The 23,022-nt window shown below is 63.2% G+C and carries 19 protein-coding genes and 1 pseudogene; 5 read left to right on the top strand and 15 right to left on the bottom strand.

Annotated elements, in window-relative coordinates:
• Nucleotides 1-314: 314 nt before the first annotated feature.
• The 7 genes from AC1RCS_RS16520 to AC1RCS_RS16490 all read right to left on the bottom strand — a co-directional run bounded on the left by AC1RCS_RS16520 (nt 315) and on the right by AC1RCS_RS16490 (nt 10,368).
• Entirely contained in the window at nt 315-1,496 is a 1,182-nt protein-coding gene (locus tag AC1RCS_RS16520; protein WP_492245405.1) for a Wadjet anti-phage system protein JetD domain-containing protein, read from the bottom strand.
• On the bottom strand, nt 1,493-4,945 hold the full coding sequence (locus AC1RCS_RS16515) for an SbcC/MukB-like Walker B domain-containing protein (protein WP_492245404.1): 3,453 nt from the start codon (nt 4,943-4,945) through the stop codon (nt 1,493-1,495). The genes AC1RCS_RS16520 and AC1RCS_RS16515 overlap by 4 nt, the downstream gene beginning before the upstream one ends.
• Nucleotides 4,932-5,624 (bottom strand): DUF4194 domain-containing protein, encoded by a 693-nt coding sequence (locus AC1RCS_RS16510; protein ID WP_492245403.1) that lies wholly within the window; start codon nt 5,622-5,624, stop codon nt 4,932-4,934. Before AC1RCS_RS16510 ends, AC1RCS_RS16515 begins: the two co-directional genes overlap by 14 nt.
• A complete protein-coding gene (locus tag AC1RCS_RS16505) occupies nt 5,621-7,057 on the bottom strand; it encodes a Wadjet anti-phage system protein JetA family protein (protein WP_492245402.1) in 1,437 nt (478 codons plus the stop codon). Before AC1RCS_RS16505 ends, AC1RCS_RS16510 begins: the two co-directional genes overlap by 4 nt.
• Before the next feature lie 11 nt (nt 7,058-7,068).
• Nucleotides 7,069-7,926: a WYL domain-containing protein gene (locus tag AC1RCS_RS16500; protein ID WP_492245401.1), complete on the bottom strand. Its 858-nt coding sequence runs from the start codon at nt 7,924-7,926 to the stop codon at nt 7,069-7,071.
• A gap of 487 nt (nt 7,927-8,413) precedes the next feature.
• Nucleotides 8,414-9,226, bottom strand: a complete 813-nt coding sequence (locus tag AC1RCS_RS16495) for a GSU2403 family nucleotidyltransferase fold protein (protein ID WP_492245400.1) — start codon at nt 9,224-9,226, stop codon at nt 8,414-8,416.
• A gap of 5 nt (nt 9,227-9,231) precedes the next feature.
• Entirely contained in the window at nt 9,232-10,368 is a 1,137-nt protein-coding gene (locus tag AC1RCS_RS16490; protein ID WP_492245399.1) for a hypothetical protein, read from the bottom strand.
• Nucleotides 10,369-11,008: 640 nt separating this feature from the next.
• On the opposite strand from AC1RCS_RS16490, the gene AC1RCS_RS16485 reads away from it, so the two are divergent.
• The gene (locus AC1RCS_RS16485; RefSeq protein ID WP_492245398.1) at nt 11,009-11,347 is read left to right on the top strand and encodes a helix-turn-helix transcriptional regulator; all 339 of its coding nucleotides are present in this window, start codon (nt 11,009-11,011) and stop codon (nt 11,345-11,347) included.
• Nucleotides 11,348-11,662: 315 nt separating this feature from the next.
• On the opposite strand, the gene AC1RCS_RS16480 is transcribed toward AC1RCS_RS16485, so the two are convergent.
• From AC1RCS_RS16480 to AC1RCS_RS16470, 3 genes are all read right to left on the bottom strand, one after another.
• Nucleotides 11,663-12,799, bottom strand: coding sequence for an Arm DNA-binding domain-containing protein (locus AC1RCS_RS16480; protein WP_492245397.1), 1,137 nt, complete (start codon nt 12,797-12,799; stop codon nt 11,663-11,665).
• Nucleotides 12,800-13,085: 286 nt separating this feature from the next.
• Nucleotides 13,086-13,292: a hypothetical protein gene (locus tag AC1RCS_RS16475; RefSeq protein WP_492245396.1), complete on the bottom strand. Its 207-nt coding sequence runs from the start codon at nt 13,290-13,292 to the stop codon at nt 13,086-13,088.
• Nucleotides 13,289-13,627, bottom strand: a complete 339-nt coding sequence (locus AC1RCS_RS16470; RefSeq protein ID WP_492245395.1) for a DNA cytosine methyltransferase — start codon at nt 13,625-13,627, stop codon at nt 13,289-13,291. Before AC1RCS_RS16470 ends, AC1RCS_RS16475 begins: the two co-directional genes overlap by 4 nt.
• 325 nt (nt 13,628-13,952) lie before the next feature.
• On the opposite strand from AC1RCS_RS16470, the pseudogene AC1RCS_RS16465 reads away from it, so the two are divergent.
• A pseudogene (locus tag AC1RCS_RS16465) lies at nt 13,953-14,663 on the top strand (IS3 family transposase); the annotation flags it as partial.
• Nucleotides 14,664-14,700: 37 nt separating this feature from the next.
• Here the strand turns inward: AC1RCS_RS16465 and AC1RCS_RS16460 are convergent.
• The 4 genes from AC1RCS_RS16460 to AC1RCS_RS16445 all read right to left on the bottom strand — a co-directional run bounded on the left by AC1RCS_RS16460 (nt 14,701) and on the right by AC1RCS_RS16445 (nt 19,395).
• Nucleotides 14,701-15,483 carry a hypothetical protein gene (locus AC1RCS_RS16460; RefSeq protein WP_492245394.1) on the bottom strand — a complete coding sequence of 261 codons (783 nt, stop codon included), beginning with the start codon at nt 15,481-15,483 and terminating at the stop codon, nt 14,701-14,703.
• 355 nt (nt 15,484-15,838) lie between these two features.
• Entirely contained in the window at nt 15,839-17,395 is a 1,557-nt protein-coding gene (locus AC1RCS_RS16455; RefSeq protein WP_492245393.1) for an IPTL-CTERM sorting domain-containing protein, read from the bottom strand.
• Between the two features lie 74 nt (nt 17,396-17,469).
• Nucleotides 17,470-18,720: an IPTL-CTERM sorting domain-containing protein gene (locus AC1RCS_RS16450; RefSeq protein ID WP_492245392.1), complete on the bottom strand. Its 1,251-nt coding sequence runs from the start codon at nt 18,718-18,720 to the stop codon at nt 17,470-17,472.
• Between the two features lie 237 nt (nt 18,721-18,957).
• Nucleotides 18,958-19,395, bottom strand: a complete 438-nt coding sequence (locus AC1RCS_RS16445; protein WP_218338735.1) for a hypothetical protein — start codon at nt 19,393-19,395, stop codon at nt 18,958-18,960.
• Nucleotides 19,396-19,707: 312 nt separating this feature from the next.
• Here AC1RCS_RS16445 and AC1RCS_RS16440 point away from each other — a divergent pair, with 312 nt between their 5' ends.
• Together AC1RCS_RS16440 and AC1RCS_RS16435 are read left to right on the top strand one after the other, a co-directional pair.
• Nucleotides 19,708-20,829: a helix-turn-helix transcriptional regulator gene (locus tag AC1RCS_RS16440; protein ID WP_492245391.1), complete on the top strand. Its 1,122-nt coding sequence runs from the start codon at nt 19,708-19,710 to the stop codon at nt 20,827-20,829.
• Nucleotides 20,830-20,866: 37 nt separating this feature from the next.
• On the top strand, nt 20,867-21,964 hold the full coding sequence (locus AC1RCS_RS16435) for a helix-turn-helix transcriptional regulator (RefSeq protein WP_492245390.1): 1,098 nt from the start codon (nt 20,867-20,869) through the stop codon (nt 21,962-21,964).
• Nucleotides 21,965-22,193: 229 nt separating this feature from the next.
• Here the strand turns inward: AC1RCS_RS16435 and AC1RCS_RS16430 are convergent, their stop codons facing one another.
• On the bottom strand, nt 22,194-22,316 hold the full coding sequence (locus tag AC1RCS_RS16430) for a hypothetical protein (RefSeq protein ID WP_255590824.1): 123 nt from the start codon (nt 22,314-22,316) through the stop codon (nt 22,194-22,196).
• Nucleotides 22,317-22,642: 326 nt separating this feature from the next.
• On the opposite strand from AC1RCS_RS16430, the gene AC1RCS_RS16425 reads away from it, so the two are divergent.
• The gene (locus AC1RCS_RS16425; RefSeq protein WP_218295251.1) at nt 22,643-22,924 is read left to right on the top strand and encodes a hypothetical protein; all 282 of its coding nucleotides are present in this window, start codon (nt 22,643-22,645) and stop codon (nt 22,922-22,924) included.
• The last annotated feature ends 98 nt before the right edge of the window (nt 22,925-23,022 follow it).

Raw genomic sequence — 23,022 nt, 5'->3', positions numbered from 1 at the left:
GAGATACTTCACCGGTAGAGTTCGAAAGACGCCATTTCCAACGGCTCAAAAGTGTCTAGGGAATCCGGGGCGATTCACATGGCACCTCCTATTGGGCCTCAGGTTTGAGGCTCAGAGGTGTCTAGAAAACCCGGGGCGATTCAAGAAATGGGACTGGGCACTGCCTCCTGAATTGCTCAAGAAGGCGTATGCGAGTCTCAACTTGGACGTTGAGGAAGCCAAGAAGTGGGTGGCTTTGAATCTCTCTGGTACTTGAACGGACTGCCCTTACTTTGGCCTAAAGTTGAAAGAGACCCTTCACGTCGCGCTATCTTTTACTCCCGTTCGAGAGCCTCCTGTTCTGCAACGAACCCGGCCTCACGCATTGCCTGCCCTAATTCGTGCCATCCTGCCGCACACGCGAAGTGGTGAATGCGCTCCAAGGTCCGTGCTGAGGCTTTGACCCGCATTTCCAATGGCACATCCTCCGGCGACATTCCATACGGCTGCAGGGAAAAACCCATACCTCTGGCTGTAGCTGCGATCGTCGAAGCGATTCGAAAACCTCCCTCATCAACGTCACCCCAGTGATAGATCGGAGTGGTCAGCGGCAGGCTCTCCAGAAGACGCCCGTACATTGCTCGCCAAGCTGGAGAAGGCATGCCCGCCGTATAAATCAGAAGTACCTTGTCGTTTTGCCGGCGTTTGGCCTCACTGTGAAACGTGGTCTTGTTCTCGATGGTGATGACCTCAGTGACCAAACTGCGTGCTCCCAGAATGGTTGCTGCCGGTAGTCCCATGTAGGGCGCGTCAATCAAGCCGGTTGAGCGATCCCGTGCGATGTGCACGTGCCCAGCCAGTAATACGGGATGCTCTTCCCGGAACAGGCCCAGTTCCTGCCAAACCTGGGCTGCCGCCCTTGGGCTGTCCTCAACGCTGCCACTCAGCAGGATGTCAAGTTGGGGTGTGAGTGCCTCAATCCGCTTGCTGTCTAGAAACAGGCGAGCACTGAATTCACGCACCGGGGCTGCAATAGCATCCTGGCTACGTGCAGCGCAGGCCCGAACTGTCTTGGCCGCATCGATCCAAGCGCCCGCGTCCTGCGGGCCCAAGCCGCGTATCTTTTCCATGCCAGCCCAGAGTCCAAATACGTCCAAAATCACAGGGAACTCTGCTTTCAGCGACTCCAGCTGCTCAATGGTCTTTGACAATTTGTCCGCATAGGTGCTGCGCCCCAGGAACCGAGCCAGTGCCTGGACGTCCACTAGGTCAATGCGCTCAATCAATCCATCTTTAGGATTCAGCTTGTCCCGCTGCAAAGTCACGGCGCCGGCGTCGCGCGCTGCCAGGAAGGTCTCATCACATTCCTGCTTTTGATGCCAGCTCCGCAGTTCCCTGTAAGGCTTCAGGTGCATGGCTGTCAGCGCGGGTGCGCGCGCACGGGCTCCGGCAGCGTGCTTGTCGCTGGCATCCAACAGTTTGGCCAACAGGTCCTTGGCGATGGTGCCCGCACTCATGGGGTGGCATCAGCATGTTGTGCAATGGACTCCTGGCGGACGGCCAACAGCTCAGTTTCCAGAAGCTCAGGGTGGTACTCCCACATATCCTCTCGAAACTGTTCCCGCATGGCCTCGCTAACTCGGCGCTCCTCCACGTGGATCACATGGCGGGTTTCGTCCTTCATGATTTCGAAGTAGCGGTGCAGGAATGCAGTCAGCGTAGGCAGGTTCTCCCCTGGACTTGCCAGCAACACCTGCAGACCGAGCTTTTCGAGATAGCGCATGGTGGCCACGATGTTGGGCGTGTCCATCTTGTCAAAGGCTTCGTCCAAAAGGATGAGCCGCAAACCATCCTGGTTGTTCTCATCCATGCGGTAGGCCGAGGACAGCGCTGCGCCGGCGATCACGTACAGCGGCGCGCGGTGCTCGCCACCGGAGCCGGGGCCAATGCGCTTGCTCAGGTGCCCGATGGTCTTGGTGACACCGGTGACCGGGTCGTCGGTTTCAATCTCGATATCGAACTCGAAGAACTCCCGATAGTCATCCAGCGGGCTCTTGACTGCGGCATTGCCGGTGGTGGTTTTTTCGCGCAGCAGTTCCGCGAACTGGGCGGGGATGTCCCCAGGCTCGCCAAACAGCCCACCATCGGCACCGAAGTCGGCGATGTTCTCGATGAACTTCTTCAGTGGCATGAGGTCTGGGCGCACCTTGGCCTGGAACTGGTATCGCTCCCCATTGGTGAAGGCGGGGGAGGCCTTGAGCGCATTGTTCAAGCGCTTGAAGGTGGTGGTTTGGTACTTGAGGTTGGCGTGCAGGGCCAGCGCCACGTCTTGACGGAAGGTGTTCTGCGAGGCAAGGTAAGCTTCCTGCGCCTGCTCCTTGTACTGGGGTAGCTCCGTGTTCTGCAGCCTGCTGACTTGCTGCTCCATCCATTCCTTGGCTTTGCGCCAGTCGGACGTCACCTCATCGCTGATAGCTTCGCGGTGCTCCGTGAGGAAGGTCCCAAGCAGCGTTTGGGCCGGGCCCAGATGCCGCGTCATGGCGGTGTTACAGCGCCTGGACTGGGTTTCGCACTGGTTGGCCATGGCTTGGTAGTCGTCGCCGTATTGCTCCAGCAGCTCGTCCCAGCGATCGGAAGCATATTCCGGGTCATAGTCGGCATGGCTGCGGCAGGTTTCGTGCACCGTGCGCTTGCCCTGGAGCTCCTGCAGCTTGGCTGCGCATTCCCTGGTCAATCTCTCCAGTTCTGTCTCGGCCCGCACAACGGCATCACGGGCTTTGCGGGAATCTGTGTCCAGCTGAGGCTTGCGCGCCTGCAGTTCCCGCAGTTTGGCGGACAGGGCCTGGTACTCGGCACTGGTGCTTCCAGCGATACGTTTCTCGGCGAGTTCTCTCTCGGTGAGCGCTTCGCCCAGCTGGCGGGCAGATCCAAGTAGGAGGCGCAGGGTCTCAGGGGACGACAAGCTTTGCACCGCCAGGCGGATCCGATCAATGTCGCCCTGGCGCCCTTGAAGGTCAGCAACCTGTTGGTTCAGTTTGCGGGATTCGGCCCTGAGTCCGTCGACCTGGCCTTTGGCGCCGGCGCCGATCTGCAGGTCCGCCTCTGGCACTAGGCGTAGCCGCTCAAAGTCTCCGGGCCCCACCAGCATGCCGTCCAGGGTCAGGGTTCGCTCGCCCCGCAGCGCCTCTTGGGCGGAATTCGCGCGTTTGAGGTTGCCCAGCTTGCCACGTAGGTAGGCCACGGCCACTTGGTTGCTGCCCTGTATCAGGCTGGCCGCCGTGTCGGCGGCCGGCTGGCCCTGCCCAGGCCGGGCTCGGTCGGAGCGCACGATCTTGACGCCGTAGATACTGCGTTTGCCCTGCAAGGACTGGTAGATGCCAAAAGCTCTTTCCTCCTCCTGCGAGTTCCGCAGCAGAATGGCCTCCACGTTCTTGGCCAGATAAGCTTCGATCGCTGGCTGCCATTTGGGATCGGTCACCTTCACCAGGTCACAGACGGGGGTGGGGTGCAATCCGTGGTCCGCGAACTCATGCATCAGTAAAGCCGTCGGGGTACTGACCTGCGCGCGGTTGGTATTGGCGCGCTCCATGCCCAGGCCGATGGTATTGAGACGCTCTTTGGCGACCCGTAGCTGCTCCTTGATGACGTCGTGCTCCTCAGTCAGGTGGGCACCAGCGGCCTTTAGCGTTTCTCCAAGGTCCCGGATGATCTGGCCCAGCGCATCCTGGTCGACTTGGTTCTGCTCCCATGAGAACGCACCAAGCTGCTGTGCGGCCTGCGCAAGCGCGGGCTGCCACTGGGTAAGTAGGCCGTTGGAACTGGCGTTTTGGAGCAGCTGTCGGAAGCTGCTCAGCTCCGCCTTCAGATCTTTTTCCTGGCGAGCGGTTTTTGCTTGCGCCTGCGCCAGATCCTGCTGGGCGCCCGCGTTCTCGGCATGGTCCGCATGGGCTTGCTGCAGGCCTGACAGTTGAGCCACTTCGCGGGTCCAGGCCTCCAGCGCCTGATCGGCTTTAGTGCTGGCCTTGGTGCACTCTTCGAACACGCCCTCTTGGTCAAACTTTTGCCCCGTCAGCATTTCGTGGGCCGCGTTGCTGAGCTCGTACGCCGCGGAGGCCTGTAGTCCCGTCCACGTGGCGGATTTGCGCGCCTCGGCCAGTGCAGCTTCAAAGTTCTTACTGACCTCCTGGCCTTGCTTGATTTTGAGCTCGACGCCCTCGACCAATAGGTTGATCCGCTTGAAGGTCTCCACCAGCTGCTTGAATCTGGCGATGTTGGTGGGGCGGTCCTCCAGCACATCATTGCGAACAATCTGATCCACCGACTTGGAGAAGCTCATGCGTAGTGCGAAGCGGAAGGCGCGCGCAAACGCGTCGTAGGACGCAGGGCCCGCCTTGCCACGCAGCATAAACAGCACTTGCTTGACGTAGCTGGCGCCATCGTCAAACAGCGGTTCTTCACCAGTGACCTTGGATTGGTCCAGCAACCGATGGCGGAAACTGCTCCAGGGAAGGGGCGTGGTCGCCCCGTCCACCGTCTGCAGGTGCTCGGACATGCTCAGCTCCACGCCGCGGATGACGTAGCGCCCCAGCACTTTCTCCGCCTCGTTGTTCAGTGAGGCCTCAATGCATACGCCCATGGAAACCGGCTCATTGGTCTCTGTGTCCCGCCAGACCAGTGTGATGTAAGTGGTGGCCTGCGGCCGCGCGCACTGTTCAATGGTGTCTCCGTACTGACCAAGGCAATAAGAACGCAGGGTGCGGCTTTGCTGGTGCGATTTGTTGTCGGCCTGTGCATTGAAGTGCATCTGGTTCTTGTTGGCGCCCATCATGGCGATCTGCACCGCATCGAGCGCTGAGCTCTTGCCGCTGCCGTTGCGGCCAAATAGACCAGTGATTTCTTCCAGACGGAATTCCTGCTGCTCGTACAACAGGAACTGCACCAGTTTGACGCTCTCAAGCCGTTTCATTGTTCATTTCCTGGTTGTCTTCGATCGCCACTGGCTCGCCAGCTGCCCCCTCCACATGCGCCTCATCCTTGGCTACTCCCCACTGCGCCAGCCGAATCAAGGCCGTCTCACCCAGCACGTCGACGATGGCCGGGCGAATGGCCACACCGCCGGCTGACTGCTCCTGCAGGGGCGTCAGGTGGCCGCTGTCATCGTCCTCCAGACGCCGGGCGATGCCCCAACGCTTGGCAGAGCGCAGCAGGGTGTCGAGCTCGCCGCGGGTGGGCAGGTCACGCCCGGTCATAAGGTGGAACTTCTCTTGCAGCTCGATGTAGTCGCACAGGACCTCACCATCCTCCGTGAGGCCGCCAGCGCGAACGCCTTCGTCGTACAAGCCGCGCAGCACCAGCGCAAACAGCGTCTGGGCCACGGTAGCGGTACCCGCCTTGGCATGCCGCGGGAGGGCCGTGACATAGCGCAACTGCCGGTTGATCGACAAGGACACACCCAGCGGTGCCAGCACCTTGGCGAACTCGCGCTCGTAGAGATCCAGGATTCCATAGGTCACCCTGCTGCTGCGGTCGGAGTGGTAGATCACCTGCTCGGCCACCAGCCGGTAGGCGGCGGTCTCGAAGTCTTCGACGGTATAGACGCCATCCAGCCTGCCGGCCAGATCCTCCCAATCGCGGGGATTGCTCATTTGGTCTCCCTGTTTTTAGTCTGGCGTTTGCGCCAGCTCAGTGTGAATGGCTTGCCGCTCAAATACGGGTGCTCAGCGGCTTCGTCGCTGGTGTAGCGCAGTTCCATGCCTGGGGCCGATGCCCGACCTTCCATCTCCAGCCTCGGAATTCGGGAGTTGGTGGCCATGGCCACGCTGGTCAGAACCTGGAAGGCGCGCAGGTCCTCAATGGATCCACAAGGCAGGGCGTCGCTGCCGGCGGAGGTCGTGTCCTGCAGCACTTTCTCGGCATAGGCGCGCAGCTTCATGGGCGTGATGGATCGGCGCTCCTGGGCGCGGCGCACCAGGTTGCCGATCGCGCGCGTGCGGTCGGAGATGATCACTTGGCGCAAAGGTGTGGGCGCCAGCCGCGGCACCTCCTTGCGTGGCTGGGCCAGACGGGCACCGCCCATCAGGGTATCCGGCGGGAACACGGGGGCGACATCGATGTCGGGATTGGCAATCAACCGGTCCATGGTCTGCCGCAGCAGGTTGTCGATGGGGCGGATCGCGCGCAGCTTGTATTCCAGGAAGGCCAGCGCGCGCCGGTTGGCGACCCGGATCTCTTCGTCCAGCCGCTCCAGGTACTCCTCGATCCGGTCCAACTCGTACAGGCGCTGTAGGTCCCTCTGGAATGCGGCCTGGCCCTTCTTGTCATCCCCACTGGAGAGTCGGTTCACATACCAGTCCAGCAAGCGGCTGCGCTGCTCGGGCTGCGTGTCGATTTCGGTGACGGCGTCCAGGATCTGCTGGCGCTTGGACAAGGGGTGCTCCCGGGTACGCAGTTCCTGGTAGTCCCCAATGAAGACCTCCTGGACGTAGGAGGTGAAGAAGGACCGCACGTACTGGGCGGTGGTGGGCTCTGCGCCGATGGCGGCCATCAGGTCGCGCACATTGGTGCTGGTGTTGCGGATGTAGACCAATAGGTTGCGGCATTGCTCGGCCGCCTCGCGCAGCAGGTCGCCACTGGCTTCGCCCTTGTGCACCTGGGCCACGGCAGCATCTATCGCGCGGATCTTGCCGGAAACGAACACCGGGCCCGTCTCCGCAAAGTTGATCAGCTGGGTCAGCAACTGGCCCACGGCCGGAGCCATGTTGACCGTCTTCTCAATGCCATACCTCTCCAATCGGAACCATCCTGCATCGACCAGGCGATTGAAGATGCCAATGGCACGGATGTTCAGTGGCGTGTCGGGCTGATCGCCAGACTCGGGCTGCCATTCGTCGGCGTATTTGAGGTGGTCCTCGATTTCCTGGATGACATCGCGCTGCAGGAAACCGTAGCTGGGCGGCAGTGGCGCGTCGGGGCCGAAACGCCGGCGGTGCAGGTGGCACAGAAGTGCCCAGTAGCCGTGGCGGTTTTGCGAGGCTAGGGGCCCGAAGAGGCGCTCCGGAATGCGCTGGAACAGCGCCATGGAGGCGGGGGTTACGCTGGGAACAGCCATTTGCGCACCTCCGCGACGTTCTCCACCGCCAGTTGGTACTCAGGCGGCAATTCCTTGGCCACGTCCAGGGCCAGTCGCAGTTCTTGGACCAGGTAGGGCAACAGGGCGCCGCGGCAGCTGTGCACGCGCGCCGCAGTCCCCTCGAAATACTCGCTGCGGACCAGGTCCTGCTGGCCAGGTGTCAGCTTGGGGTGCGCCTGGATGCGCACCTTCACCACAGCGTTCCACTTTGTGTCTTCTGCGACTGTGGATTCGGCCTTTTGGTCCAGCATGGAAAGCTTCGCGATACGCCCCAGCACGAAGTCCCGGAAGCCACCGGTCTCCAGGCAGTAGCCACGCATGTGCCAGCGCCGGCCGGCCTGCACCAGGCTGTGCGGCTCTACGGTACGCGAGTGTGGCTCGGGTGTACGCATGGACCGGTAGTCCAGGCTCAGGCGCGTGCCCTGCTCGATTGCCAGGCGAATGCGGGAGAAGATATTGGGGTTGACCTGGGAGAAGCCCCACGGAGCAACGGTGACGGGTCCAGCACCTGGGGCGAGGTCAGCATGGATGTCCGCTTCTGCAAGGTAGGCAGCCAGGGTGAGGTCTGATGTGCCTGCCTTTAGATCGGCCTGGACTTTTTTGTAGGCAACAGGGGTGACAAAGTAGGATTTACTTTTGCTGTCCCACTCGAACCAGTCGGGGGTTTCTTCTCGAACTTCTCTAAGAAGCTGACTCACTCGAATGCCGCTCAGTCCGAGGACGTCCATAAGTCGACCCCGGCTTAGCCGCCCTTCCCATAGAGCCATGCGACGCATGACCTTGTAGCGGTTTTTCTCCAAGAGATTGGCTAGGCTCATCAGGTCGGCTTCATGGTGTATAAAAACATATCATGTAAAAATATATACCATTCAAAGCTAGTGTGCTACCGGGATGGCTTCCGCCACTCGCTCCGGGGAGTAGGGACTTTTTCGACGCATGGCTGTGCTGGTCTATGTTGAGTGGATGTCGAGGATGTGCTGCAGCCGTCAACCCTGCCATCCTCGAAAGACAGGTGAACGAGGCGGTTGATGCTCAGGGCCGTAAGGTCACCGGGGGCACGCGGCCCGGACTCAACTTCGCAGTGATTGCACTCCTTCATCCGCCACTGAATCGCCGGTCGATTCACCACCGAACTCACGCTGTCAATTGAACACCAGTCGTCAGCTTGTTTTTCCCTGCACGGATGGCCGACGCACATGGCCCAAGAGCAACACCCAGAGGCCTTGTCCTAACCATTGCTGAACACGTTCAGTTGATGGTTTGCGCGGCCGTGCTCGCGTTGAGACGGTGCGTGCATTGAACAATCTACGATCGCAACATGCGCTCGAAGGCGTAGCTGCACGTTGCCTGGATTTGTTCAGGGGGTAGGTCGCGATCAGCAGGAATACGTGCGGCGTCGCGGATCATGTCGTTGACTTCAGCGAATGTCTGCGTGCTGATCTTTCGCACGTCATCGGCCAGACCACCAAGCGCCGGGGCAACTCGCGCCTTCCAGTGCACATTGAATTCGTCCAACAGTGCACCGAAGAGTTCGATCGTGTCGTAGATGTACAGCACGTCCTGGGCTCGTTTGTTCGCCGGTCGATATTGCTGAATCAGGAACTTCTGGACCATGAAGCACAAGGGGTGGGCTACCTGGACATCAATTCGTTCCGGCAGCGGAACGCCCTCTTGTTGTCCCAGACTAATGATCCAGGGATCGACCAGAAGGACGTCCAGGTGGCGGATCTTCTGAGCCGAGATCCCAGCCTTTGTCATGGTTGCATCCGCTTCTCCGCTTCGTTTACGGCCGCTTCCCGTCAAAGGTGTCAGGAACTCGGCATAGAAGCCGCCGGCCTCGTCGCCAAGCGTGTAATGGGCCGCAGGTGGTCGATGGTCGCCACTCAACTCTTCCTGGAAGCCATGCTGCAGGAGCGATTGCTTGATGTCTCCCTCAATCGGCTCCCTATTTGCAAAGGCGAGGTCCGTGTCACGAGTGAACACAGGCTGATAGTCAGGCCGGTTGGCCCTTGGATCCAGTCGGTGGAGACGATGGCCCCAACCGCCGATGAAGATCAGCTGCTGGCGCCAGGCTGCCAGGGCCTGAACCAGTTTCGCGAAAGCTTCCAGATCGTTCATCAGAGTCAGTTGCCGACGAGTGGCAGGAGATATTTCTTGTAGATCAGCCCAGCTTGTTCAGGCCCCCTCGCTGGGTGGTTCATGACGTCCAGCCATACCTGGAGGATGTCCGTGACCAAGAGTCCGTCGCGATCCACGGCCCCCCTGAAGGTGGACTGCGGAAAAGATGCTTGCCGCAAGATCAAGTCCGGTCGATCCGATGGATACGCCATCAGCCCTGGCCAGTCCGATGCCCCCACTTTGGGCAGCTTGGGAACATAGATATACGGAAGCACACCGCTGACGTGCCCGATGCCCAGCTCATCGGCAGCGGAAAAAAGTCCCAGACAAGCGTTTTTGGAATGGTGGCTTAGCAAGCCTCGAATTTGTTGAGCAGCAGGGGCTCGTAGAAGAAAGCGGCATGGCATCTCCGGACACGCGCGCATCGCGGCGGCGCCCCAACGGCGGAAAAGCTCTTCGCGACGAACGAGCTTCAGATGAGGCGATGAGTCGCTCAAATATCCTTCGCTGCGCAGTTGCTGCAGGAACCGGGAAGCGCTCATGGCGGACACCTGCGCAGCTTCGGCCAGGTCGGAGCCGTTCTTGAACTGCCTTTTGGGGGCGTTCAACAAGCCGTTCGGCAATTCCCACGCCAGCAGGAGCTTCAGCATCCACTGGTTGAGGTCCGAGAACAGGTTGATAGCTTGCGATGGGCGGCGGGCCGACAAGCGGCTTGGCTCCTCTGGCAATCGGTTCAGCTGCTTGAAGACCTCATCACTGAAATATTGTTCGCCGCGTCCCGAGATTATTCCGACAGACACATCTTTCGCGAACTTCTGCGCAAACACCTTCACGTGCTTAGCCAAAGACAGAGGTGCTTCCGGCACGAAGATGATTGCGAGAGGGAGGGCATTGCCGGACAGCTCGGCTGCAGCTTTGGCTTGGAGAATCCCCATAGAGAGAACCGGCAGCACGCGGTCTGGGCGAGCTTCGGATAGCGCCTTGATTTCGACAATGAATCGGTGTTTTCCGTGCCGAATGAGCAAGTCGGCGCTGAGCGAGTCTTCATGCTGCATCTCCACAGACCAACCGTTGGACCGGAAGAAGTTGGCAACGTACTGCTCTGCATGAACGTACTTGTTGGGGGAAAGAGGTGCTCGCATATGGTGGCTTTTAACATGGCCATTTTATTTAACATGGCCGTGTTGTCAATCGTGGCCATGTTATTCATCAGCTAATTGTGCTGATCAGCTCATCGGGGCTGGTTTTCTCGTCAGCGCAAAAAATGGACCGGGCAGCCGCCGATCATTTTGACCGAGCATGGCTTCGGCACCATGAGATGCAAGGTATCCAGCGAAGGCACGTCAATAGCACCGTGCAGAAAGTGGGCCGTGGGCCATCCCTCGACCGCCAAACCAATCATCGAAGAAATCCTTGCCCGGACTCCCGCGGACATCGCCGAAGTGCAAGCCGAATTGCCACAGGACTTATCACCGCGTGTTCTTGACGCCATCTTGGGCGGGGTTGAGCAGCCGGCTCGAACACTCGGTGGGATGCCGCCGTGAGGTAGAAGAGGGGGCCGAGCGCGCTTGGACGTCGTGTCTCAATAGGTTGTGCATCCGAATGGGTCTTGGAGCTGGAGTTGCCCCGCTTCGGGATCATGGATAAATCCCACCGGATGAACAGCCATAGGAGTATTTGCCCTGGTGCGCTGGGCTGCGCCTGCATGGATGGAATGGGTCGGATGTCCTTGGCACTCTACGGAATCGGCGGCAGGTGTCGCAGGGTCGGAAAAGGAGTCATATGAGACCAGCAGCACAGACTCACAAGGAGCGTGGCAACCAACGGGAAGCTGTCGATAGAGAAATCACCGACCGTGCTGCCCAGTTGATGAGGCAGGCGTTGTCGCTGCTGGAGAGTGGTGAGTCGATACGAAGGCCGCCTTTGGAAGATGGAGGCGACGAAGACCGCCTGTTGCGGTTGCCAGAGGTGCTGCGCTTGACGGGGATGTGCCGCTCGGCCCTTTACGACCAAATGGCGCGAGGGCAGTTTCCGGGTTCTATCAAGATCGGGCAGCGTGCGACCTCATGGTCAGCCAAGGCAGTACGAAACTGGATAGCGCAGCGTGTGGATGGTTTGTAGCCGATGGGGCAAAGTAGACCTCGCTGACGATGTGGTGATGGCATCTTGGGTTGCCCAAATTGATCGGTCATGGATCCGTCTCCATCCACAGTTTTTCGCGCGGCAGCTTATGGTGAAAAGGTGGGGGAACAAACGGGGGAACAAGTCAAAAAAATAAAAATTGAAATCCAGTTCTCATGCGGGTTTAAAGCTTTCATTCAATTGACGCCAGCCACAAGACACCGCCACACACTGGAAACCCCAGTCTGTGGCGGTTTTTCTTTGCCCCGCAGTGTCTGGCGGTGTCGGTGAATTCACACGGAAATCACACCGAATTCACACCGATCTGGAACTTCCCACAATGCGCAATTCAGGCTTGGGCTTCTGGTAGTCCTCCCGAATGAAGCGCCCGTAGGTGCGAAAAACCATCTCCACGTCTTCGTGCCCGAGCTGGGCGGCAACATACAAGGGGTTTTGCCCGGCCGTCAGAAGCGTGGAGGCGTAGGTGTGTCGGACCTGGTAGGGGTTGCGGTACTCCACGCCGGATCGGGTGCACACCGGCAGCCAGAATGTCTTTCGCACCTGGGCGTCGGTGGACCAGGGTTTCCCGTCCCTGGGGTTCAGCCAGATGCGCTGGCCTTTGGCTTCGGATAGCGGGCGCTGGGCTTTCAGGGCGGCAATCGCGCTGGCGTCCAGGTCCACATCGCGGATGCCTGCGGTGGTCTTGGGCGCCTTGATGACGCCGGCCACCTGGTTCTGCTCGATGCGGGCAATGCACCGGTCCCAGTCGATGTGCCGCCATTCCAGCGCTTGCAGCTCTCCGGGGCGCAGGCCTGTTCCAAACCAGAACTGCAGCATTGGCCGTTCGTCCGGGCGGCACGCCTCCAGCAATGCCGCCCGCTCCGTGGATGTGAACGGGCTGACCACGTAGTCGCTGGCCTTGGCTGTCTGGCGGATGAGCTTCGTCAGGGCCACGCGGTCGAAAGGGTTGAAGTCGATCAGCTCATCGTTCAGCGCGTCCTCGAAAACGCTGCGCAGGGGGGTGAGGGTGTTCCGGATAGCCTTGCTGGTGCAGTCCATTTCTGCTACCCACTCGCGCAGCATGCTCGGCGTGACATCTCGTACCTGCAGGCCATGCCAGCGGCGCATGCGTTCCCCGGTGAGGGCCTTTTTGTAGCCACCGTAGGTGGAGGGGGAGAGCTGGCTGTTGGCGACCTGACGCTCGTTGGTTTCGAGCTGCTTTCTCAGCAGTCGCTCCATGAGTGTGCTGTCCCTCTTGGGGGCCGCGGCGCGTGGACTGTCGGGGAAGTAGTCGGCATAGACGAATGCCCCTTCATCGATCTTGCGCCTGATCTCTTCGCGCAATGACGCTGCGCGCTGGATGCTCGACTTGTTGATGGGGCAGGGTGGGAGCAGCTCGCGGCACTGCACTCCATCAAGCGTGAATGCGATCTGCAGGCGGTCGCCGGCCACGGATGGCCGAATTTTTACGCCCGGCGGGGTTGGGGGAGTTGGTCGTTTATCCACTGGTCGGCTGCTTTGATGTTGACGTAAAGGCGCCTGGCGACAACAGCAACCTGTTGCCCCTCTTTCCAGACCCCGCTCTTCTTGCGCTGCTTCACCGTTTCACGGGTGACGCTCGTCAGGTCCTGGTACTTGGAGGCCAGAATCCATTCGGGTTGGGGCGGGACTGTGCTGCCACCCTGCGCGGGTTATGTAACAAAATGTGTTTCGTTGTTTGCCTGCTTTTGGGTGCTGGTCATGGCTTCGTTCCTCCCCGGCGCTTGCGCAGCCAGGTGAAGTGCGGCGGATCTCCCGCCTGTTGATAGGTGGCCCACAGCTCGGCCCCGTCGGGGCAGCGGTCTAGGCCGCGCAGGTTGAGCCCGGCGGCCCGGCACTGTGGGCATGTGGTGTGGTGGAGCTGGTAGGCCTTGTCTGCGGCGTGCGAGTCGGGAGGAGCGGTCATGCCGCGCGGCGTTGTTCGCTGTTTGCCACCTCCGCGTAGTTGGCGGCCACGATGAGGCGCATGGGCAGCGGGCTGACGCTGTTGCCCGCCATGCGCACCTGGGCGGTCTTCGTGAGGGCCTTCCCGCTGGAGGTGCGGTCGATCACGTAGTCGGGTGGGAAGTCCTGGGCGTTGTAGAGTTCGCGCGGCACCAGCATGCGCAGCGTGATGTCCACGATCACCCAGGGCTCGCCCCGGTACCACACGGTCACCAGCGCCAGGCGGTCGTGCGTCGTGATGGTGGTCATGGGGTCGCGCAGGTCGGCCCACTGGCCGCCGCTGGCGTGGTAGCGCATTAGGAACGCAGCGCAGCGCCCCTGCCTCGTCTTCCTTGCTCAGCTCGTACCGCACCAGGGCGTGGTGCTCGCCGCCGGCGGAGACGACAGGCACCGGATCCCGCGCATCGCGGCCGACGCTGTGCTTGCGCAGCGTTGTGAGGTGGGCCACGGCGAGCTGCTGCTGGCTGCCGCTGGTGGTGACGGTGGACACCCGCGTGGATCAGGCGCGTATCCCGGTAAAGCTGGGCGACACCATGACGAACCTGCGTTCGGCTGTGGACTTCACGCGCTTGGCCCGCCCCGTGGCGCAGTCGCATGCTGATGCCTGCTCAAGCAGGCCTGACTGGAGAGCGGCGGCATGTACGGCTATCGCAAGCTCACGCTGGACATGGGAGAGTTGGGCGAGAACTGCGGCAAGCACCGCGTGGCAAGGTTGCTCAAGAGCGAAGGGCTACGTTCACAGACCGGCTACCGGCGCAGGCCAGGCAGCCGGGGTGGTAAGCCCGCTGTCGTCGCGCTCAATCATCTGCAGCGGCAATTCACGGTCGATGCACCCAACCAGTCCTGGGTCACCGACATCACCTACATCCGCACGCACGAAGGCTGGCTATGTCTGGCTGTGGTGCTGGATCTGTTCTCGCGCCAAGTCGTCGGCTGGTCGATGGGGCATCGCATCGACACTGCGCTTGTGCTGGATGCGCTGATGATGGCGCTGTGGCGGCGCCAGCCGAAGCAGCAGGTTCTGATTCACTCCGAGCAGGGAAGCCAATTCACTGGCCATGAGTGGCAGGCCTTTGTGCGGGACCACAACCTGATTTGCAGCGCGAGCCGCCGCGGCAACTGCCACGACAACGCGGTCGCCAAGAGCTTCTTCCAGTTGCTCAAGCACGAGCGCATTTGGCGCCAGATCTACCCCACGCGCCAGCAAACCAGATCCGACGTCTTCAACTACATCGAGATATTCTACAACCCGACCCGTCGTCACAATACCGCTGGCGGCATGTCACCCGTACAGTTCGAGCAACGCTATTTCCAACGGCTCAAAAATTTCTAGGGAAACCGGGGCGATTCAAAGGCCGCGTATAGATTAGTCAGAAACCATAGTCGAAAGCATCATACGAAATATTCTGCCCGGTACCAGGAGCCCGCGCAACAACACCACGCATGTTTTCGCTAAAAGGCAGGAATGCAGATTGGATCAAGCGAATAGAGGCAGTTTGCTGAGACATGGCGTAACCCGGTTGCGTCTCTTCGAGCAACTCTGCATGCAGCAATGCATATGTAGGGTTGGCATCTTGAGTGAGGCTGATTCGAACCCAATATGGAACGCCTAGTTTAATTTTCCAACCGGCGGGGGGCGGTGTAATATAGTTAGTGTTGGAAATGTTGACAAATGAAGTTAGGCATAAATTAGTCGGATCTGGAGTCTTGACTCCTTTTCCACACATTGCATCTTTATTCCAGAAATAGGCAGAACTTGGGCCGAACCAGAGTTCAAGACTCAGACCCGCAGAGCCAACAAATGCACCAACACCATACGTCCAGAATGTTCGATCTTGAGGTTCTTGTTGCGGAGGTTGAGGCTGAAGAGGTGAGTTCAATGTGCCGGGATTAGAGCCTTGGCCAAACATTACTATGGCGTGATCGCCTCCCTCCCATACCGTCCCCGCAGGCCCATTCCAGACAAAGCGTGCTTGTAACTTCACTGAGCCGCTCGCAATTGAAGAAGTCGATTTTTTGAATTCCGGTGCAGCATACCAGTCAAAGCCGCCAGTTCCACCCACAGCATACAAAATTCTATTGGTATCGCTGTGATCGGCGATTGCGAATGTTGGAAAAATAAGATAAAAAAATAAAATAGTATGGCGTATCATTGAATTGATTGCCTATTGAGAATGGTTTATCTTTAATTTTACGCTTGGCAGAGTCAACTTTAATCATTCGGATAAATTTGGTTTCAAATTGTGTGTTGATTCACGCGCCGTTGTCCAGTTCGCCAGTCTGGCTGTTGTTTGTGCCTTGCAGTCTCTAGGCGGGCTGGTGGCAAAGTGTTGTAGTCATCTTTAACTTCGCCAATGTTGTCCACTTCGGGAACGGAGGCTGCGGCGGAAGTATTGATGTTTCCATATGGGGAGCAGGTTGCCCGGTGGTAGATGGCAGGTCTCGGGAACCTCGTGGGCGGGATATTCGTTGGGAGTGGGTTGCTATGGCGCTCCTTGGGGAAAGAGGTCATTTGGACCCTCCCTTGAGCCAGCGTCCTAGGACGCGGCCTGCCAGCATCAGCGCGCTGAGCAGCAGCACGCCCCACTGCGACAGCGTGGGCACGGCCTGTGCGTTGCCCGGCCCGCCGGGGGCCGCCGCGCTGGGCGTGGCGGCGGCGGGCGGCGCCGAGGGGGCCGAGTCGATGCCGCCCAGGGCGGAAGCGACAACGGTGAAGGTGTAGGGCGTGCCGTTGGTCAGCCCCGTCACGGTGCAGCTGGTCGCGGGGTAGTTGGCGGTGCAGGTGCGGCCGCCGGGCTGGGCGGTGACGGTGTAGTGGGCGGGCGTGGTTCCGGTGCCTGCGGGGGGTTGCCAGCGCACGGTGACCTGGGTGTTGCCGGGCTGGGCGGTGACGTTGGCGGGGGGCAGGGGGGCGGTGTGGGTGTACAGCTCGCCGGTGTTCGTGACGGCGTTGCCAGTGGTTTCGCCGCCCAGCACCAGCACCTGGCCGCCAGCAAGCAGGGTCGCGGTGTGGCCCCGGCGGGCGGTGACCAAGTCGGGCTGCCGGGTGGCTTGACCCGGGCCGGAGGCAAAGGAGACTGTCGAGGCGATGACGCTGGCGCCACCCGCGCTGTCGCCCCCTGCCACCAGCACGTTGCCAGGGACACCAGGCAGCAGGGTGGCGCTGTTGCCGCCGAACTCGACAGCGGGGAGATTCGGGCCCGCCGCCCAGGTGCTGTCGGCGGGGTTGAACACCAGGGTGGTCGTGACGTGGCTGTTGCCGCCTGCCACCAGCACCCGGCCATCGGGCAACAGCGTGGCGGTGTGCCGCGCACGGTAGAAGGTGTTCAGGGCGGGCACGGGCACCTCCGTCCATGCGCCCGTGGCGGGGTCGCGCAGGTAGGCGCTTTGGGCGGCGATGTTGCCGTTGTCGTAGCCGCCCACCACCAGCACGCGGCCATCGGGCAGCAGCGTGGCGGTGTGCTCGCGCCTGCGGGCGGGCAGGTCGATGCCGCTGGACCAGGTGCCGGTGACGGGGTCGAAGATTTCCACGGAGGACAGCGCCTCCTGCCCCGCGATGCCCCGGCCGCCCACCACGAGCACGGTGCCATTGGGCAGCAGCGTGGCGGTGTGGTGGGAGCGGCGCAGCGTCAGCTGGCCCGTGCTGGCGGCGAAGGTGTTGGTCAGGGCGCTGTAGAGGAGGCTGTTGGCGTTGGCGCTGTTCACCGGGCCGGCCTCCCGCCCGCCGACCAGCAGCACATTGCCGCCGGGCAGCGGGGTGGCGGTGTGGCCGAAACGGGGGCTGGGCAGGTCGGGGCCGCTGCTCCAGGTGTTGGCCGCGGGGTTGTACAGGCGGGTGGTGGCGAGGGCGATGGGGTTGTTTCCGCCATCCACGTTGCCGGTGTCGCCGCCCGCCACCAGCACGGTGGAATCGGCCAGCCGGGTTGCGGTGTGCAGCGTGCGGGCCTCGTCCATGGGCGCGATGGGGGTCCAGCCCGCATGGGCGGCGGCCATGCCCAGGTACAGCGCGCTGGCGTGCAGCAGGCGCCGCAGGGCTCTGCGGTGGTGGGTGGTGGGTGAGTGCATGGGGGTGAGATCCTCTTTTTTGTGGTTAAAAGTGGCTCCAGCGCTTTTATGGAAAGGCGCTGGCAGCTATCGAATCAGGAGTTGATGGCACGGCGGCGAACGACTGCCAGCAGTACCAGCACGCTCAGCAGCAGCACGCCCCACTGCGACAGCGTGGGCACGGGTTGCACACCACCGGGGCCTGGAGGCATCGCGCGGGGCGTGGCGATGACCAGCGGGAACGAGTTGGCGGACACGCTGCCATTGGCTCCGGTGGCCGTCACCCAGAGGGTGTAGGCCGTGCCATTGGTCAGGCCCGGCACGGTGCAGCGGGTGGTGGGCGCTGGCACGGTGCAGCTGGCGCCGCCTTGGCTGGCCGTGACGGTGTAGCTCACGGGCGGCGTGCCGCCCACGGGTGCCAGCCAGTTCAGTGTGATCTGGCCGTTGCCGGGCTGGGCCGTCACGCCCGTGGGGGCGCCAGGGGCGGGATTGGCGCTGGGTGTCGCGAAGGCCAATGAAGGAGGGGAGATGGACCCGTCCGCTGCGGCCGCCCTCACGAGGAAGCGGTAGCTGGTGCCGTTGCTCAGACCGCTCACGATGCAATTGGTGGCGGGGTGCGGCGCGGTGCAGGTGCCGCTGACGGCGCTCAGGTTCAGGGCGGTGACGGTGTAGCTCACCGGCGTGGCGCTCACCGCGCCGCCCGCGGGTGCTTGCCAGCGCACGGCCACTTCGCCATCGCCGGGCGTGGCGGCGGCCTGGGTGGGCACGCCCGGCGGCAGCGGCGGTGCCTCGCAGTCGCTGGCGACGGCGACGGGGTTGGCGGTGCCTATGCGCAGGCCCAGATTGAGCTGCCGGAAGCTCCGACCGCCCGATATGCCCTCGCTGAAAGTATTGATGCTCCCACTGAACTCGGCATTCCAGCTCGGGGCGGTGGCGAGCACCAAGCCATCGACGGTGTAGGGGTTGTTGTTGCTGGCCAGGCTGGTGATGTTCAAGCCGTTGGGCAGCAGCGCTCCGCTGGCATCCGTGGCGGTAAAGGGGCCCGAGAACTGCGCCCCGTTGAAGCTGGCCTGCGTGTAGACCACGTTGGCGGCATTGTTCATGCGCCAGATGACGCACCTGAGGTCGGCGGGCCGCCATGTCTGGCTTTGGGCGGTATTGCCCCCGTTGTCGTAGACCATTGTGACGGCGTAGCGCTCGCCATCGCGGATTTCGGCGAAGGTGGACTGGTCGATGGTGCCGGTGCTGGTGATGGCGAACGGCGCGGCCTGCGCCGCGCAGGCCGCGGCAGTGGCCAGCACGGCTGCGAGCCAGTGGCGCAGGGGGTGGTGCATGGCGTGTGTCATGGGTTGTGGTTAAAAAGTGCCACCGGCGCTTATTTGTCAAGCGTTGGAAGCTATCGAATCAGGAGTGATTCCAATCGCGCCCGCTGGTCCTTGGCGGCGATGGAGCATTCGTCCTCGTCGCCGAGGTAGGTGACGGGGGCGTCGGGAGCGCGCCACCAGGGCTGGCTGTGGCCGGGCATGGAAAGAAGCATTCCTCTGGATGTGCTGTCGTTGGGAAAAGGACGTGAAAAAGAGCGCTCAAGGCCGCCCCTTGCGGCGCGCGCGCATCACTTCCACGTTGGCGCGCTGCTCGGGCGTGAAGCCTGGCGCGGGCTGGGCGCCGGGCGCCTTCTCCACGGCCAGCGCCATGCCCGCGTGCAGGGCGGCCAGCGTGGCGGTGGCGTATTCGCGGCTGGTCAGGCCCTGGCGCGCCAGCGCGGCGCGCACCTGGGGGTGGGCGTCGAGCTTGCGGGCGAGGTCCTCGACCGACTCGGCGTCGGCGTCGTCGTCCTCATCGCCGCTGCTCCCGGGCGCCTGCGGCAGCTTGCGCAGCTCGGCCGCCGCCGCTTCCATGCGGTCCAGCAGCGCGGGCGTGAGGCGAAAGTGCGCCGGGTCGGCGGCGCCCGCCGCCCAGGCGCTGGCGGTGGTGGCGACCAGCGCCAGCGCGGCGAGGGTGTGGGTGATGGCAAGGGGCATGGCAGTGTTCACGAGGACAAGGTTTTGGTTTGAAGTAAAAATGGCCGAAAGCGCTTGCTGTACAAGCGCTGGCAGCTATCAAATTCGATGAGGATTTACGCAAGAACGGGTTCCGGAAAGACGTTTGCACCATGGCAAGGCCGCTGTGGCATCCTTGTTTGCGCACGTCCTGTCGATGTATCCAGGCAGCCGGGCCGGCCCGCCGTGGGGATGCGCGCAAGGCTAGGGGCGCACCGCCCGTGCGGCCCCACCCCGGCGGGGTAGTCGTGCGGCGGCGCGGCGCGCTACATTCGCGCTTTCGTGAAAAAAACCATGCCCACGCCCCGCCGCGCCACCCAAGCCGCCGCCCATCTGCGGCAACTGGCCTGCCTGGATGCCACCGGGCCGCACGCCATCGCGCCCGTGCTGGGCGAGCTGCACCACCTGATCGGGTTCGACGCGGGCTGCCTCATCCACCCCGGCGCGGGCGGCGAGATGGAGGTGTTCGTGGAGAGCCCCGTGTTGCAGGCCGCGATGCCCGACTATTTCGACCCGCGCATCCTGGCGAGCGAGGCGCGGGTGATGCACCGGGGTGCGCGCTTGTTTCAGGAGGCGCTGCGCGTGGAACGCGGCGCGCTGATGCTGCCGCAGATGGCCAAGGTGCCCCTGTCCGAGCTGGTGCGCAGCGACTTCTTCAACGCGGTGCTGCGCCCCGGCGACGTGGGCGATGGCCTGAAGCTGCCGCTGCACACGCGCGCGGGCCAGGGTGTCGGCATGTTGTGGCTGTACCGCCGCGAGGCGGACCGGCGCTTCACGCCCGAGGACGCCGCCGCGCTGGGCCGCCTCGAACCCGTGTTGGCGCGCGCGCTGCAGCCGCTGGATCCGGGCGAGGCCGGTGGCGACAGCGAGGTCTGCGGCCAGGGCCTGCTCGTCGTGTCGCCCGATGGGCGGCTGCAATGGATGTCGCCCGAGGCGCAGGCGCTGCTGGCGCTGGCCCTGGGCACGCGCTGGCGCGCGGGCGGCGGCAGTGATCTGCCGGACGTGGTGCGCCTGCTGGTGCAGCGCCTGTTCTGGCCCGCCACGGACGGCGAGGCGCCGCTGCCCGACGTGGCGGTGCGCAATGCCCACGGCGCGTTCTCGCTGCGCGCCACGCGCCTGGCGGGCGTGGCGGGGGCGGGCGAGGCGGCCGCCATCCACATCACCCGCCGGGTGCCGCGCGGCACCCGGCTGCTCGCCCACCTGCGCGCGCAGGACCTGCCCCGGCGCCAGGCCGAGCTGGCCTACTGGCTCGTGCGCGGTGCGCAGGAGTCGCAGATCGCCGAGCGCATGGGCGTGAGCATCAACACCGTGGCCTACCACCGCCGCCAGCTCTACGACGCTTTGGGCGTGCAGGGCCGCCAGGGGCTGGCCGAGCGGCTGCTGCCACCCCCATCGACAACTACCCCCCTGGGGTAGGCCGCGCGGCGCGCGGGGCCGATAGATTCGGCCCTCCATGCCCACGCACCACCAGGCGACGAACGCCATTGCGCACCTGCGCCACCTCGCCCGCCTGGATGCGAGCGGTCCGGAGCTGATCGCGCCCGTGCTCGCCTCGCTGCACGCGCTCATCGGCTTCGACTCCAGCGGCTACTTCTACCCCGGTGCGGGCGGCGAGCTGGACGTGCACATGGAACACCCCGCCGTGCAGGCCGCCGTGCCCGACCACTTCGACCCGCGCATCCTGGCGAGCGAGGCGCGGGTCTTTCACAACGTGCTGCAGCACGGCGACGACATCGCCCGCCACCCGCGCGGCCCGCAGTCGCTGGCGCAGATGCTGCGCGTGCCCCCCGCCGAGCTGCTGCGCAGCGACTACTACAACGTGGTGATGCGCCCCGCCGGCGTGGCCGACTGGCTCAGCCTGCCGCTGCGCGCGCCGCAAGGCCAGGGCATGGGCCAGGGTGTGGGCATGCTGTTCCTGTTCCGCCCTCCCGGGGCGCGGCCCTTTGCCGACGAGGACCTGGCCATGCTGGCGCGGCTGCAGGCGTGGCTGGCGCGCACGCTGTGGCCCGGCGGCGTGAACGCGGGCGGCGAGGTGCTGCGCGAGGGCGTGCTCGTCGCCACGCCCCTGGGCCAGCCACTGTGGGCCTCGCCCGAGGCCGAGGCGCTCATGGCCCAGGCGCTGGGCTGGCGCTGGCGCGGCGCGGGCCGCGCGCCGCTGCCGCATGCGCTGCAGCTGCTCATCCAGCGCCTGCGCCTGCCCGGTGCGCCCGCGCCGGACATGGCGCTGCGCAACGCCCACGGCGCGTTCCACCTGCGCGCCGCGCCCCTGGCCGCGGCCACCGGCCCCGGCGAGGCCGTGGCCCTGCACATCACCCAGCGCGTGGCCCCCGCGGCCCGCCTGCTGGAGGCGCTCGGCCGCACCGGCCTGCCTCCGCGCCAGCGCGAACTGGCCTACTGGCTTGCGCGCGGCCTGCCCGAATCGCGCATCGCCGGGTGCATGGGCATCAGCGCGAACACGGTGGTCTACCACCGGCGGCAGCTCTATGCGGCGCTGGGCGTGGCGAGCCGGGCGGAGCTGCTCGAGTGCCTGGCGGTCGGCGATATTGTCTGAGGTGTTTTGGCCCGCTGGCGCTTGTGCATCAAGCGCTATAAGCTATCAAATTGGGAGCATTCTGGCCATGCGGTAGCCAGCCAGCCATGCCAGCAACAGCAGGCTGGCGGCCAGAGCCGGCAGCAGGGCTCAGCGGTCCGTCGGGGCGTGAACCCGGTCCACCAGGCTCAGGACGACCCCAAGGCGCCCGACAACAAGCCATGACCTGGGAGGGCAGGGCGTGCGGAGGTCATGCCCATTTCCAAATCCTGCGCAGCACGAGGGCAACGGCGAACAGGCCCACGAGCAGGGGCGTCGTGGCTCCGGCAAAAAGCCAGCAGGGGAGGGCGTGGCTGAGCGCGGCGGTTTTCATGTTTTCGCTCCAGGGAAATACGAATACTGTGTAAATATACAGTATTTGGCTGGACATGTACCGCAGCGGCGCGAAGGGAAGGCCTGGCGGGAGCGGGTTTGGTTGCGCGCGCAATCAGCGAGAGCAAGCGGGGCCTGTCCGCAGGGCGGGACCGCTTGCAGCGGACGGTGGATGCCTTGCCTCTGGAAGGCCGACCACGCTGTCCGCAGGGGTATGGGGGAAACCATTGTTCGCCCTGTCCGCGCATGATGGGGACAAACCTTGGTTGCGACCGGAGCTGGGCAGTTCGCCGTAAGTACCGCAGCGCCCAGAATGGAAGGTGCGGTATGTCCATCACCATCACCGTCGCGCCGACGGTCGCCCGCGAGGCCTTCGAGCGAATAGAGGCCCTGGCCCAGGGGTTGCCAGAAACCGATCCCAACTTCGAAGGCCTGTCCATCCGCGTGGAGCGGCACGACTTCACCGGTGTGCGCGACCCGCACGACGAGTTGCGGGCAGCGCACCTGCTGCATCTGGTCGAGGATGCGATTGAATCCGAGACAAGCCATTTTGGCGAGCTGCAGCCTTCCCCCCAGTGGGAACGCCAGTCACCCTCATCCCTGTTCTAAAGAAACCGCGAGGATGCTGCGCGGCTTGCGGGGGGGGCGGGTACCCCCAAAGAGACACGCGGCGGTTCGTGGCCGCGCTGAAACCTTGCATGGCGGCC

The sequence above is a fragment of the Acidovorax sp. GW823-FHT01C06 genome (assembly GCF_058798375.1).
Note: the sequence above shows the minus strand (reverse complement) of the source record. Positions and strands in the feature narration are given on the sequence as shown.